The organism is Deltaproteobacteria bacterium (genome assembly GCA_016210005.1).
GTDB lineage: Bacteria > Desulfobacterota > Binatia > HRBIN30 > JACQVA1 > JACQVA1.
Genome location: JACQVA010000067.1, coordinates 1 through 11,738 on the forward strand (window position 1 = coordinate 1; position 11,738 = coordinate 11,738).

The 11,738-nt window shown below is 64.7% G+C and carries 15 protein-coding genes; 6 read left to right on the forward strand and 9 right to left on the reverse strand.

Features of this window, described 5'->3' with window-relative positions:
• From HY699_06740 to ispG, 3 genes are all read left to right on the forward strand, one after another.
• Nucleotides 1–167 (forward strand): hypothetical protein (locus HY699_06740; protein ID MBI4515494.1); only part of this gene is annotated, 167 nt, incomplete at its 5' end.
• A gap of 14 nt (nucleotides 168–181) precedes the next feature.
• On the forward strand, nucleotides 182–565 hold the full coding sequence (locus HY699_06745; GenBank protein ID MBI4515495.1) for a helix-turn-helix transcriptional regulator: 384 nt from the start codon (nucleotides 182–184) through the stop codon (nucleotides 563–565).
• A gap of 89 nt (nucleotides 566–654) precedes the next feature.
• Nucleotides 655–1,797, forward strand: a complete 1,143-nt coding sequence (gene ispG / locus HY699_06750; GenBank protein MBI4515496.1) for a (E)-4-hydroxy-3-methylbut-2-enyl-diphosphate synthase — start codon at nucleotides 655–657, stop codon at nucleotides 1,795–1,797.
• Nucleotides 1,798–1,868: 71 nt separating this feature from the next.
• Here ispG and HY699_06755 read toward each other — a convergent pair whose 3' ends face one another.
• The 8 genes from HY699_06755 to HY699_06790 form a co-directional block, all read right to left on the reverse strand.
• Nucleotides 1,869–3,578: a hypothetical protein gene (locus HY699_06755; protein ID MBI4515497.1), complete on the reverse strand. Its 1,710-nt coding sequence runs from the start codon at nucleotides 3,576–3,578 to the stop codon at nucleotides 1,869–1,871.
• A gap of 177 nt (nucleotides 3,579–3,755) precedes the next feature.
• Nucleotides 3,756–4,808: a redox-regulated ATPase YchF gene (gene ychF, locus HY699_06760; protein MBI4515498.1), complete on the reverse strand. Its 1,053-nt coding sequence runs from the start codon at nucleotides 4,806–4,808 to the stop codon at nucleotides 3,756–3,758.
• Between the two features lie 52 nt (nucleotides 4,809–4,860).
• The gene (locus HY699_06765) at nucleotides 4,861–5,268 is read right to left on the reverse strand and encodes a hypothetical protein (protein MBI4515499.1); all 408 of its coding nucleotides are present in this window, start codon (nucleotides 5,266–5,268) and stop codon (nucleotides 4,861–4,863) included.
• Between the two features lie 11 nt (nucleotides 5,269–5,279).
• A complete protein-coding gene (locus HY699_06770) occupies nucleotides 5,280–6,626 on the reverse strand; it encodes an OmpA family protein (protein ID MBI4515500.1) in 1,347 nt (448 codons plus the stop codon).
• Nucleotides 6,627–6,825: 199 nt separating this feature from the next.
• A complete protein-coding gene (locus tag HY699_06775) occupies nucleotides 6,826–7,806 on the reverse strand; it encodes an NAD(P)H-quinone oxidoreductase (protein MBI4515501.1) in 981 nt (326 codons plus the stop codon).
• Between the two features lie 67 nt (nucleotides 7,807–7,873).
• Nucleotides 7,874–8,380 (reverse strand): transposase, encoded by a 507-nt coding sequence (locus tag HY699_06780; protein ID MBI4515502.1) that lies wholly within the window; start codon nucleotides 8,378–8,380, stop codon nucleotides 7,874–7,876.
• 117 nt (nucleotides 8,381–8,497) lie between these two features.
• Nucleotides 8,498–8,767, reverse strand: a complete 270-nt coding sequence (locus tag HY699_06785; GenBank protein MBI4515503.1) for a hypothetical protein — start codon at nucleotides 8,765–8,767, stop codon at nucleotides 8,498–8,500.
• Nucleotides 8,719–8,904, reverse strand: a complete 186-nt coding sequence (locus HY699_06790) for a type II toxin-antitoxin system PemK/MazF family toxin (protein MBI4515504.1) — start codon at nucleotides 8,902–8,904, stop codon at nucleotides 8,719–8,721. The genes HY699_06785 and HY699_06790 overlap by 49 nt, the downstream gene beginning before the upstream one ends.
• 676 nt (nucleotides 8,905–9,580) lie before the next feature.
• Between HY699_06790 and HY699_06795 the strand changes: the two genes are divergently transcribed.
• The 3 genes from HY699_06795 to HY699_06805 all read left to right on the forward strand — a co-directional run bounded on the left by HY699_06795 (nucleotide 9,581) and on the right by HY699_06805 (nucleotide 11,185).
• Complete coding sequence (locus HY699_06795; protein ID MBI4515505.1) at nucleotides 9,581–9,868, forward strand: nucleotidyltransferase family protein; 288 nt, start codon at nucleotides 9,581–9,583, stop codon at nucleotides 9,866–9,868.
• Nucleotides 9,865–10,206, forward strand: a complete 342-nt coding sequence (locus HY699_06800; protein MBI4515506.1) for a DUF86 domain-containing protein — start codon at nucleotides 9,865–9,867, stop codon at nucleotides 10,204–10,206. Before HY699_06795 ends, HY699_06800 begins: the two co-directional genes overlap by 4 nt.
• A gap of 475 nt (nucleotides 10,207–10,681) precedes the next feature.
• Nucleotides 10,682–11,185, forward strand: coding sequence for a hypothetical protein (locus HY699_06805; GenBank protein MBI4515507.1), 504 nt, complete (start codon nucleotides 10,682–10,684; stop codon nucleotides 11,183–11,185).
• Between the two features lie 65 nt (nucleotides 11,186–11,250).
• Here the strand turns inward: HY699_06805 and HY699_06810 are convergent, their stop codons facing one another.
• Nucleotides 11,251–11,679, reverse strand: a complete 429-nt coding sequence (locus HY699_06810) for a site-specific DNA-methyltransferase (GenBank protein ID MBI4515508.1) — start codon at nucleotides 11,677–11,679, stop codon at nucleotides 11,251–11,253.
• Nucleotides 11,680–11,738 lie beyond the last annotated feature (59 nt).

The window sequence follows — 11,738 nt, forward strand, 5'->3', positions numbered from 1 at the left end:
CGCACACTGACCTTACGCCGCACGCCAAGTTCGGCTTCGTGTCGCTGGTGGGCCCGCAAAGCGGCATCGCCGTGGTGGACATCGACGCGGCGGCGCTCCACGCGTTCTACCCAATCCCCGGTATTGTTCGGCCCCACGGCGACCGCTACGCGCCCGGGCCTCCCTGAACTACTATGGCCGAATGTCTTGGCGTGACGCGCAGATTTCCCTCCGTCATTCCCGCGAAAGCGCGGGGCGGGAATCCATTCGGAGCCCCACCGCCCCTGGATGCCCGCCCCACGCCTTCGCGGGGGCAGGCTCTAAAGATTGCGGGCATGACGGAATACCCCTGTCGAGCTTTGGGCTGCGAGCCAAGCCCGCGCTGAGGAAAGAGAAGCGGGGAATCGATGAGGTGGGGTTTCTCTTGGGGTTCTCCGATCAGAGTGCCTTTACCAAGGCTTTTCGCCGCTGGACCGGGCAGACCCCGGCGGACTTCGTGCGCGCCCGCTTGTCGGGCGAGAGCGAAGGATTACAAGTGCGCACGGCGGCCGAGACGCGCCGCCGGCCTCCGATTTCACCGCCGTGATCCTCGCCCCTGGTGGCAGTGGGCTTTGCCGCGCTGCTCGCTGTCCTCACCTTGAGTGCTCGGCAACCTTCCGCTAGCGTTTTCGCCGCATGGCAAACCTGTGTAGTTCGACTCGCACGCGCGTGGTCCGGATCGGGCACGTTACCGTTGGCGGCGGAGCACCGATCGCGGTGCAGAGTATGTGCGCCACCAAGACGCGCGACCTTGAGGCCACGGTGGCGCAGGTAGAGCAGCTGCACCGCGCCGGCGCCGCCATCGTTCGCATTGCTGCCGACACCGTCAAAGACGCCGCCGCCCTCAAGGAAATCCGCCGGCAGACCGAGGCCACGCTTGCGGTTGATTTGCAGGAGAACTATCGGCTGGTGGCGGTAATCGGCCCGTACGTGGACAAGCTGCGTTACAATCCCGGGCACCTGCATCACGCCGAACGCGAGAAGTCGATCGGCGACAAGGTCCGCTGGCTGGCCGCGGTCGCACGCGACACCGACTGTGCTATCCGTATTGGCGTCAACTGCGGCTCGGTCGCGCCCGAGTTCCTCGCCCGCTATCCCGCCGATCATCTCGAAGCCCTGGTGCAGTCGGCGCTCTATCACTGCCGCTTGCTGGAGGATGCCGGCTTTGACCGCTACGTGGTGTCGCTGAAGGATTCCGATCCGGCCAAGGTAGTGGCGGCCAATACCCGTTTTGCCGCCGCACGCCCGGACGTGCCGCTGCATCTGGGTGTCACCGAAGCCGGCCTGCCGCCGGACGGTATCGTCAAGACCCGACTCGCCTTCGAGAAGCTGCTGGCCAAAGGCATCGGCGATACGCTGCGCGTCTCACTGACACTGCCGAATGAACGCAAACACGAGGAAGTCACCGTCGGCTATCAGATCCTCGCCGACGTGGCCGCCGGCAGCTTCATCAGCGTGCCCGATTTCGGCAAGGGCTTGAACATTATCTCTTGCCCGAGTTGCTCGCGGGTGGAGAACGAGCAGTTCGTCGAGCTGGCGCAGCAGGTGAAGGAGCTGACCGCTTACGCCCGCGGCCACCACCTCACCATCGCAGTCATGGGTTGTCGCGTAAACGGCCCGGGCGAGACCGACGACGCCGACCTCGGCCTGTGGTGTGGGCCGGCGACGGTCAACCTCAAGAAGAAGGACGTGAAGATCGGCAGCTTCAGCTACAGCGAGGTGCTGCCGCGCCTGGTCGAGGAATTGGATCGTTTGATTGCCGCCGGCCGTGAGGAGTGATCCGAAAACGCGAAGAGGGGGCGGCGGCGCCCCCTCTTCGGTTTCAACGCAACGGCTGTGAGCCGCGCCCGTCAGGCGCAACCGCTAAGCGCGTTGTTCACGCCCTTGACCAGTTCATCAACGGTGACGTCGCCGCTGTTGTCGGAATCGAACACCGGACACTCGCTCAGTGGCGACGTACCCAGCGCGATGTTCACGCCTTTGACCAGTTCTTCGACCGTGACCTCGCCATCGTCGCCACAGTCGCCCACGCAGCCGCTCGGCGGCGTGGTTGGCGTCGGGGTCGGCTCAACTGTATTGGTCGGCGTCGGGCTTTGATCGACATCGGCCACCGAGGCCAGGGCGGAGGTGACGGCCAGGTCGCCGTTGTCGTTATCGAGGGCCGGGAAGGCGCTCCCCAGGCTGACCCCGCCGGCGCCGCCGGTGGGGTTGGCCGCCAGCTTGGCGCAGTCAAAGGGCGTCCCGTTGAGCACGGTGTCGCATGGCACGTCGCCGCAGGCCCCGCCCTCGCCGATGAAAGAATCGCGGGTATTGTTCGCGTTGAAGATGTTGGTCGAGGCCATGCCGGTCGTCAGCGGCACCGTGGCCGCGGCGGCCTGCATGGCATCGTCGGGCGTGCACGGGAGACCATCCGCGCCCTTGGCAACTTGACAGGTACCTCCGCCCAAGCACGCCTCGGGGTCGTCGGTGCATTCGGCGCCGGGGTCGGAGCCGCCGACGCAGACCTTGGTGTTGAACTCCGTGGCGCAGTTGCCGCCGTCAGGGAGCGTGGTGATCGAGAGCGAGTTCACCAACAGCGCGGATCCCGGAGGTCCCTCGCCCGAGGGTGTAAACACGGTCGGACCGTTGCAAGCCTGGAGACAGGTGCCGCCCGGGCAGGTGATGGCCGCGTCGCGCGGAGAGCAATCCAAGCCATCCTTGGCGCCACCCACACAAGCACCATGGTCCGGATTCGTGTCCAGCTGTTCGCCGGCATCGGTGCAGTCGTCACTTGGATCATTGAACCGAAGGTTATGATCGCGGGTAAGATCGGAATTGACATTCTTGATACCGGTCGGCCCGCAGCCGATCACGCCCGAAGTTGAATTGCCGGCGCCGTGGACAAACAGGCAGTCGCCCTCGCCGGTCCCGGTACAGACCGAGGCGTCGTTGGTGCAGTTGCGGCCTTGCGAGCCGCCGCCGCAGGTTTTCACCGCCGCCCCACGCACGCAGGCGCAGAAGCCGAGCGGCACCTTGATCGGCTGGATCTGCACGCCATCGGCCTTCGTTACCATAGTGTAGTTGCCGTCCACGTCGGCGTGGCTGCTGGTGGTCAGCACCTGGCCGCCGACGAGCCTGAAGGCCAACTTGAACGAAGCGAGCTGGACCTGGGACTTGCTCTTCGCCGCATCGAAGTTGAACGGTCTGTCGGTCTCGGTCAAGCAATTGGTGGCGCAGCCGTCGCCGCCGAGGCGGTTGCCGTCATCGCAGTCCTCATTGGCATCAGGGGTGCCATTGCCGCAGGTATTCAGCGCGCAGCTGTTCTTGCAATCGTCGTAGTTGTTGGTGTTGCCGTCGTCGCAAGCCTCGCCGGTGGTGGCGATGCCGTTGCCGCAGCCGGTGACGGTGCAATCATGGTCGCAGCCGTCGCCGTCGGTCAGGTTACCGTCATCGCAGGCTTCGTCTTCATCCTGCGTGCCATCGCCGCAAGCCGCCAGGGCGCGGCCGGCTCCGCCGGCAATGACCACGCTCGCCGCCAGCGCGAAGCACAGAGTCTTCCAATGCCTCTGAAATACTTTCATACGCTCTCCTCCTTTGGCTCCGGAAACCATCGCCAGAGTCCGTCCACTGGTGGTTTTTTCTTCGTGCTAAGACGACCGCACGAACAGCGGACCGAAGCTAGTCGGCACGGCTGCTCATGTCAAGCAATCCGCTGCAAATCTGTCGCGCTATCGGCGGCCGCGGCGAACGCCTCCGGCTCACACATTGAAGCGGAAGTGTACGATGTCGCCGTCACGCATAACATAGTCCTTACCCTCCAGGCGCAGCTTGCCGGCTTCGCGGCACTTGGCGTCGCTGCCGTAAGCGATGAAGTCATCGTAATGCACGACTTCGGCGCGGATGAAGCCGCGTTCGATGTCGCTGTGGATCTTGCCGGCGGCCTTGACCGCGGTGGTGCCGCGCTTGATCGTCCACGCCCGCACCTCGTCCTCGCCCGAAGTCAGGAAGCTGATCAAATCGAGCATCGCATAGGCGGCGCGCACGAAGCGGTCGCGCGCTGATTCCGTGATGCCGAGGTCAGCGAGAAACGGGCCGCGATCGGCCGGGTCGAGAGCGGCGATCTCCATCTCCATCTGGCCACAGAGTACCAGCCCGGTGAGATGGTCGCGGGCGAGCAAGCCCTGCACCTCGGCCGGCAGCGGCGCGGCCGCCTGCTCGTCGGGAACATTGATGACCACGAGTAGCGGCAACCGGCTGAGGAAACCGAACCCGGCCACGGTGCGCACTTCCTCTCCGGTCAGGGCCAAATCGCGCAGCGGTTGTTCGGCGTCGAGCGTCTGCCGGCAGCGTTGTAACAGATCCTGCTCGCGCTCCTTGCCCTTCTCCTTCTTCAGCCGATCCAGTCGCTTCTCAATGACGGCGAGGTCCGCCAGGATCAATTCGCTGCGGAAGTTGTCGATGTCGCGCGCGGCGGCCGCCGGTGCGCCGCTGATGGGATCGGTGAAGCCGCGCACGACTTGCACCAGCGCATCGGCGTCCCGCATTTGCACGATGGCGGCCGTGTCGAGGGCGCCGGCCGCCTGCTCGCCGCTGGCCGCGGGAAAATCGACGAACACGATCTCGGCGTACGTGGTCTTGCGCGGCTGGAAGATCTCGCTCAGCCGATCGACGCGCGAATCGGGCACCTTGATTGTACCCAAGTTCGGCTTGCCGGGCTCAGCATAGCCGCCTACGGTTGCGTGCAACCCGGTCAGCGCGTTGAACACCGTGGTCTTACCGGCACGCGGAAAACCAACCAACCCGACTTTCATGAATCTGACCCGGCGGGCGTGTTACACGCCTGGCGCAGCGCGCTCAGCTCGCTCAGTACACCCACTTGCCCTTCTTGTACTGGAAGATCTCGGTCACCTCGGTGGCCTCCAGCGCCCGCGGCGCGGCGGCCTCGGCCTCCGACGCTGACGCCCCGCGCTTCTGATAGCGAAGCTCCTGGTACTTGATCTTGCCCACCGGCGTTGCCTTAGGTTCACTCAGCGACTTCAGCTCGCAGGTGTGCTCTTGGCTGTAGCCGACGTATTCACCTTCCACGCCATCGCCACTGGCGACCCAGCGGATCTGTCTCAAGTTGTCGCGCTCGCGCACCGCCAGCTTATCCATCCAGCTGGCACAGAAGGTTTGGAACTGCTCGGCTGGTCGGTCGCCGGCAGCAGTCACGGTGGCTGTTGCCAACACCAGTGCCCAGGCACCGCACCAACCAAGGTGGAAAATCCTCATAACCATTGCTCCTATTGCGCCAGCAGTTCGACGCGCCGATTCTCTGCCCGGCCGGTGTCGGATTCGTTGCTGGCTACCGGTTCGTTCTCGCCCTTGCCCCGCGCCGTCAGCCGTTGGGCGGGCACGCCGAGCTTGACGAGATAATCGCGCACCGCTGTGGCGCGTCGCAACGAAAGCTGGTCGTTGGCAGCAGCGCTGCCATTGGCATCCGTATGGCCTGCGACTACCACTGCCAAGTCCGGATTGTCCCGCAGGGTGGCGGCAGCTTCTTCCAGAACCGGCACGGCATCGGAGCGGATATCGGCCTTGCCGGAGTCAAAGCGCACTCCCCGCAGCACGATCTTCGCCTTCATCTTGGCCGGGGCGGGTACCGGCGGTGGTGGTGGCGGTGGTACCTGGGCGACAACCGCAGGCGCGGGCGGCGGCACGGGCGTCTGCCAGGTTAAGCCGGCCAGATAGCGGTACTGGTCGAGCACGCCGCTCAAGGCAATGTCGATACCGCCCTGTAGTGCCAACCCGGTCTTCTCGGGCAGCGTCCAACGAAAACCCGAAAACAGCTGCATCGGGATCGAGCCGCGTAGTTCATCCACAGTGCCGGTGTTACCGCGGTACTCTTCGGTCCAAGACAGTCTGCCGTGGTCCTTGTGAACGACCAGCGGAGCGTTGAGGCCCACGGCGAATTCGAACGGGGCCGCGAAGGTGGTGTCCGGGCCGGTGAAACGGCGGCGGAATTCCGTGCCCTGATTGTTGATCGAGTAGTGCTTGGGTTTGTCGAAGAACAGGCCGCCGGCGTTCACTGTCAGCACGCCGCGCTCGCCGCTGCGGGTCGTCCACAGTGTGCGATCGACTATACCCATGACTTCAAACGTTTCGCGGCGCCCGAAAGCCATGGTGCGATCGAGCATGGCCGGCAAGCTGTTGCTGCCGATGCCGACCACAACGTCAGCCAGCACGGCCGCGCTCACCGGCGCGCCGTTGCTTTCATCGAGCAGCCGGTACTTCAACCCCAAACGCAAGCCGCCATTGTTGGTGGCGTCATCGAAACCGGGTGTGGGCCGAGAAAAGAAGACCACCGGGATGTGGCTGTAAAACTCCAGGTCCTCGATCAGGCCGACACCGAGGCTGAAATCGACGCGATCGAAATCCCGGTCGTCGGCCGTGAGGTCGGTTTCGATCTCACCGTTGCCGTAAATACCGGCCCGCAGGTGTCCCGGGGCCAGAACTTCGGTGGTGGGAATCATCACCAAGCCGGTCTCGCCCGTAAGCGTAGCGCCGGCGTATGACCGGCCCGCGAGTGCACCGATGAGCAGCACGACCGATAGCGAGATTCTCCTTGCACTCCCCCGATTCCGCGTCATGGCATCCATCCCTCCTGCCGCGCGGCACAGTGGCGTTGCGAGTCATTGCTAGTAATCGCCGCGGCGGGCGCAATCTATGCGCCCGGCTGCTACGGGTCAAGGTGTACAGCGTCATCAGATGCGGGCATGACCACGATACCCGGCTCCTTGGGGGCTGGCGCCATCCCTTCGCACCGGGCCGCGATCTTGGAGGCTGCGCTTACTCTAGGCGCAGCACAACCTTCCCAAAATGCACGCTCGACTGCACCACGCGGTGGGCGGCGGCGGCCTGGGCGAGCGGGAAGACGCGGTCGATGACCGGGCGGATGCGGCCGGCGGCGAGGGCCGCGCCGAAACGGCTCTCGAACGCTTGCACGATGGCCGCCTTCTCAGCCGGCGAGCGCGTGCGCAGCGTTGAGCCCATAACCCGCAGCCGCCTGATCAGTAGCGAAGCGAGATCCAACTCGCCCCGCGCGCCGCCGATCAAACCGATGATCACCAGACGGCCGCCGGCTGCCAGCGCCGTCAGGTTCGAGGCCAAATAGCGGCCGCCGACACAATCGAGCACGACGTCGACCCCGCGGCCACCAGTGGCCTCGCGCACCGCCGGAGCGAAGTCGCCCGCGGCGTAATTGATCGCCACATCCGCCCCGTGACTCCGGCAGCGTTGGCACTTCTCCTCGCTGCCGGCGGTCACGATCACGCGCAGGCCGGCTTCCTTGCAAAGCGTGATCGCCGCGGTGCCGACACCGCTGCCGCCGCCGTGCACCAGCACGCTGCCGCCGGCCGGCGGCTCGCCGAGCAGAAATATGTTCAGAAACGCGGTCAGAAACACCTCCGGTAGTGCTCCGGCCTCTTCGTCCGACAAGGCCGCTGGCACCGGCATCGCCGAACCAGCGTCCACGACCGCCTCCTCGGCGTAGCCTCCGCCGGCCAGCAGCGCCATCACGCGATCGCCGGGCTGCCAGCCGCGCACGTTGGCGCCGACCTCGACGACTACTCCCGCGCACTCCAGGCCGAGAAGCGTCGACGCCCCGGCGGGCGGAGGATAGAAACCCTGGCGCTGCAACAGGTCCGCCCGGTTTACCGCGGTGGCATGCACCTTAATCCGCAAGTCATCGGCGCCCAGCGGTGGCGCGGCCACCTCGCCGAGGTGGAGAACGCTTTCGTCTCCTGAGTGGTCGAAAACAATCGCGCGCATGCCGGCTTCTTAGCCCATCTCGACGAAGCCACCAAGGGCGGTGCTCGCCGCATGTCTTGCCGGGCAGCTACAGAGCGCGACGAGGTTCGGCAGCATCGAGGCGGATACGATCGAGCGGAGAGCAAAGCCAACTACGATTTCGCCCGAGGTGGGCGGGGCAAGGCGCGGCGCCAACCTGGAGACGGCGTGCCCTCACGCCGGCCTTCTGCCGCCGCGTTGTCCCCCCGGTGGGAGCGGCGCGCGGGAAGGCGAGAGGCGTAGGGGGGGAAAGCCGAGCTCGCTCGGCCGCCAGGAATGCATAGGCGGCAATACACAACACTCCGTGATGGTGGAATCCCCGCCAACATCGCCCTTCGTAGTGATCGAGCCCGAGTTCGTCCTTCATTTCCTGGTAGTCGCGCTCGATGCGCCATCGCAGCTTTACCAGACGCACCAAGTCGTCAAGGCTCACCTTCTCCGAGACGGTCGACAGCCAATACTTGATCGGCTCCTTCTCGCCAGTCGGCCACTCAATGAGCAGCCACTCAAGGTCCCGTGGCACCGTGCGCCAATAGTCGCGGCGCCGCTCGCACACGGAGTGCGGCAAACCGTGAGCACATCGCCCCTCTGGTCCCGTCGCGCCAGCGTACCGCCTTCCACTGTGCGGTCGGCACAGTGAGCCTATACGCAATGAACCCCTTACCCAAAACCGTCAAAGCGTACCGCCTTCCACTGTGCGGTCGGCACAGTGAGCGCCAGCGCCTTGACCGAAAGCGGCTTGTGCGTGTCGTCGCGCTGCAGCAGTTTGCGCGGGCGCCCCATCCGGTGCGCGGATGGGTGTTCCGAAGACGCGGCGCACGCGTCCCTTGTCGACGGAGCGGAGATGATCGATCAAAGCGCACGATTGTTTCGTCAGGCCACTCCGCCCGGCGCTCAAGACGGGATACAGGGCTCCCGTGCCAGGAGTACCCGTGACAGGCACCACGCACACGAGCGGGAACCGTTGATCCGCCACCACCTCGGGTCACTTACGACGACGCAAGGCCGGACGCCTCGTTGTTCGTGGCCGACGGTCGGATCCAGATCGAGCAGAATGACGGAGCCGCGGTCGAGCTTCACTCAGCGACCTCCACCCATCCCTTCCCTGGAACCCAGCGAACGGGTGTGCCGGCCTGCATGTCCACCAACTCCCCGGCGTCCTCCGCGGGCAAACTTCTCGCCCACTCGTCGAAACCCTCCTCAGCGACTCGGGCGCTCTCCGGGTGTGGCTGGCTAAGCGACCGCCGTAGCTACTCGTGCCGGCGACGCTGCAGCTCGTGCTGGACCGCATCGAGGATGAACTTGCTCCGATTCGTTTCCATCCGATCGATGTCTCGCACAACCTCGGTGGGCAAGGTGACGGTCATTGGCTCGCTCGTCGGCATGCTTCTACCCTCGGTGCGATCATACTCATGCCCGGCCCTCTTGCAAAGCCGCGGTCAGCGGCGCCTGCCATGAACATCGATGTAAGATGCCGATTCCTTGGGGTCGTTGACGAGCTCGCCGCCACCGACCCTTCCGACCATCACCAGAGTCTTCGCATGGCGTGCAGATTCCAGGCACGTCATCCCCGCAATTCTCAAGCGGCAATCCACCGGCAGAGTTGCGGATCGCCACCGGGCCCCACACGCCGGTGCGCAACTTCGGATCGTTCGTGCATGGGCTCTGCGCGCGCCCAACACCACCCAAAGGCAGCCGAGCGTGCGCTTGACCATCTGGCCCCGGCACCGTAGTGGTAAGGCGTCGTGAGTGACCGATGAGAGACCTCCTCATCACGGAACATGCCGAAGAGATCCGGCGGATTGCGCGCGAGCACGGCGCGCGGCGCGTACGTGTTTTCGGCTCGCGCGGGCGGGGTGAAGCCGGCGAGTCAAGCGACCTCGATCTGCTCGTCGACTTCGAGCCCGGTCGAGATCTTCTCGATCTGGTCGCACTCAAGCAGGACCTCGAGCAGCTTCTCGGCTGCCACGTCGACATCGTCGAAGAGGAAGGGTTGAGTCCGTACCTGCGCAAGCGCGTCCTCCAAGACGCGCGGGCCCTATGAAGGACGATCAGGTTTTCCTCGCACACATCCGAGATGCGATCGCCCGGATCGAGTCGTACACGCAAGAAGGGCGCGAAGCGTTTTTCGGCGACACGAAAACCCAGGACGCCGTCATTCGCAACTTGGAGGTGATCGGCGAAGCGGTGAAGAACCTGTCCGCAGACCTCCGCGCGAAGCACCCCGAGGTGCCTTGGAATCGGGTCGCCGGGATGCGCGACGTTCTGATCCACGATTACTTTGGCGTCCGGCTGGAAACCGTGTGGAACGTCGTCGAGCACCGGCTACCGGAATTGAAGCGCTACGTCGCCACGCTCATCGAGGCAGGAGAGCTTCGGTAAATCGAGGTTCCCGAAGTTGACAGATCCCGGTAGCGGTTCACAGACCAACGACGGCACGACCTTGATCAGGAGCAACTGGAGGAGGTCCACAACGAGAATCGTCGGCTCGATACTTTCAAGAACCAATTTCTTCCTATGGGGTCCGGTGGGGCTAGCGCTGGACAGAGCCCCGGCACCGAGCCTGGGGGCGGCACGGGCGGTGGAGGTGGTAGCGGCTGGAAGCGAGGAACTGTGCCCCACGAAGTCGTTCTCCGATGGGATACCGAACAGACCTTGCGGATCGGGCGTGGCGTCACGCTGTACGTGTCGGCGTTGCTCGAACCGCGCGTCCGAGACATCGTCGGAGGGACAGTTCCACAACCAGACCTGGAGTGGTGCACAGGCGACCGCCGCGTCCTGCGCTTCGAGGACACCGACCTGGCACAAGCAACGGGGAAAGGAGCGTGCGAAATCTGGGTCCGAGTAAGGGGTACCGATGTGGAATCTCACAAGAGGCGGTGATCAGAAAGGGGGCGTCGACCTTGGGTATTTCGAGCGGGTTGGCCGCAGAGTGTACCGGTTGACGCCGGCCGGTTTGGCTGCTGCTGCTGCCCTAAAGCCGTCGGACCGGGTTGTTCAGGAGAAGTTGGATCGTGAGCTGGAGGCGGCGGTGACCCGGATTCTCGAACATCCGGTGTTTCAGGACTGGCTTAGCAATCCGGCCCGGCCTAAGTACTTCCGCGAGGCGGGACACTTCTGGGGCATCGCACCCGGAACACCATCGAAAACGGTTCGTGAACGAGTTGCGGCCGTTGATCGCATTCTTTCGGAAGCTCTGGAAGTGCTGGACCGCCGAGGCGTTGAGGAGATTGCGGCTCAGAGAGGCAAGGTCCTTTTCGATCGCAATGACGTCGTCCGGTGCCTGGAGTTTCAGACGACCTTGAAGCAGCGGTTCGCGAGGGATCTTCGAGTACTTGCTCCTGGGATAGAACTACAATGAGGCGCGCCGTACCCTGGCCCAGGGACCTCAGGAACGTTGGTCGGTTTCTTGGAACGGCTCCTCCTTCAACCGAAGAGGCTCCCCTGCACGACGACGCTCTCGCCGTCGTCCGCGCTCTCGTACAGATCTGGCAGCGCCTGGAGATCTCCCGCGAACCGGAACCGGCTCGCTTCGAGGTACCGCTCTTCCGTCTCCACGGCTATCCACCGGCGCCCTTCGCGCTCACACGCTTCTCCGGTGGTGTTGCTCCCGGCGAACGGATCCAGGACGAGGTCGTCCGGATCCGTCAGGAACCGCAGGAAGAACGTCGGCAACTGCACCGGAAAACGTGCCGGGTGCGGCTTGAGCCCGTGGTTCTTGCACTGCTCCAGGTAGTACCCGTTGCTGTCGTTGTTGCCGTAGATGAGCAGGACCCCCCGCGGGCAGGCGTACCTCGCGGACCCCTGGGGGAGACGCAGCGTCGGATATGTATCGAGGCGGGAACGGATGTCCAATCAAGCCGCAGGGCTCCCAGGCACGCGGCCGAGATGCACGCACGCGGTCACGCCGCAGA

Excerpts from the sequence above, each read along its gene's own strand:
- HY699_06745 (MBI4515495.1), top strand. The coding sequence starts at position 182 with ATGTCTTGGCGTGACGCGCAGATTTCCCTCCGTCATTCCCGCGAAAGC.
- ispG (MBI4515496.1), top strand. The coding sequence starts at position 655 with ATGGCAAACCTGTGTAGTTCGACTCGCACGCGCGTGGTCCGGATCGGG.
- HY699_06755 (MBI4515497.1), bottom strand. The coding sequence starts at position 3,578 with ATGAAAGTATTTCAGAGGCATTGGAAGACTCTGTGCTTCGCGCTGGCG.
- ychF (MBI4515498.1), bottom strand. The coding sequence starts at position 4,808 with ATGAAAGTCGGGTTGGTTGGTTTTCCGCGTGCCGGTAAGACCACGGTG.
- HY699_06765 (MBI4515499.1), bottom strand. The coding sequence starts at position 5,268 with ATGAGGATTTTCCACCTTGGTTGGTGCGGTGCCTGGGCACTGGTGTTG.
- HY699_06770 (MBI4515500.1), bottom strand. The coding sequence starts at position 6,626 with ATGACGCGGAATCGGGGGAGTGCAAGGAGAATCTCGCTATCGGTCGTG.
- HY699_06775 (MBI4515501.1), bottom strand. The coding sequence starts at position 7,806 with ATGCGCGCGATTGTTTTCGACCACTCAGGAGACGAAAGCGTTCTCCAC.
- HY699_06795 (MBI4515505.1), top strand. The coding sequence starts at position 9,581 with ATGAGAGACCTCCTCATCACGGAACATGCCGAAGAGATCCGGCGGATT.
- HY699_06800 (MBI4515506.1), top strand. The coding sequence starts at position 9,865 with ATGAAGGACGATCAGGTTTTCCTCGCACACATCCGAGATGCGATCGCC.
- HY699_06805 (MBI4515507.1), top strand. The coding sequence starts at position 10,682 with ATGTGGAATCTCACAAGAGGCGGTGATCAGAAAGGGGGCGTCGACCTT.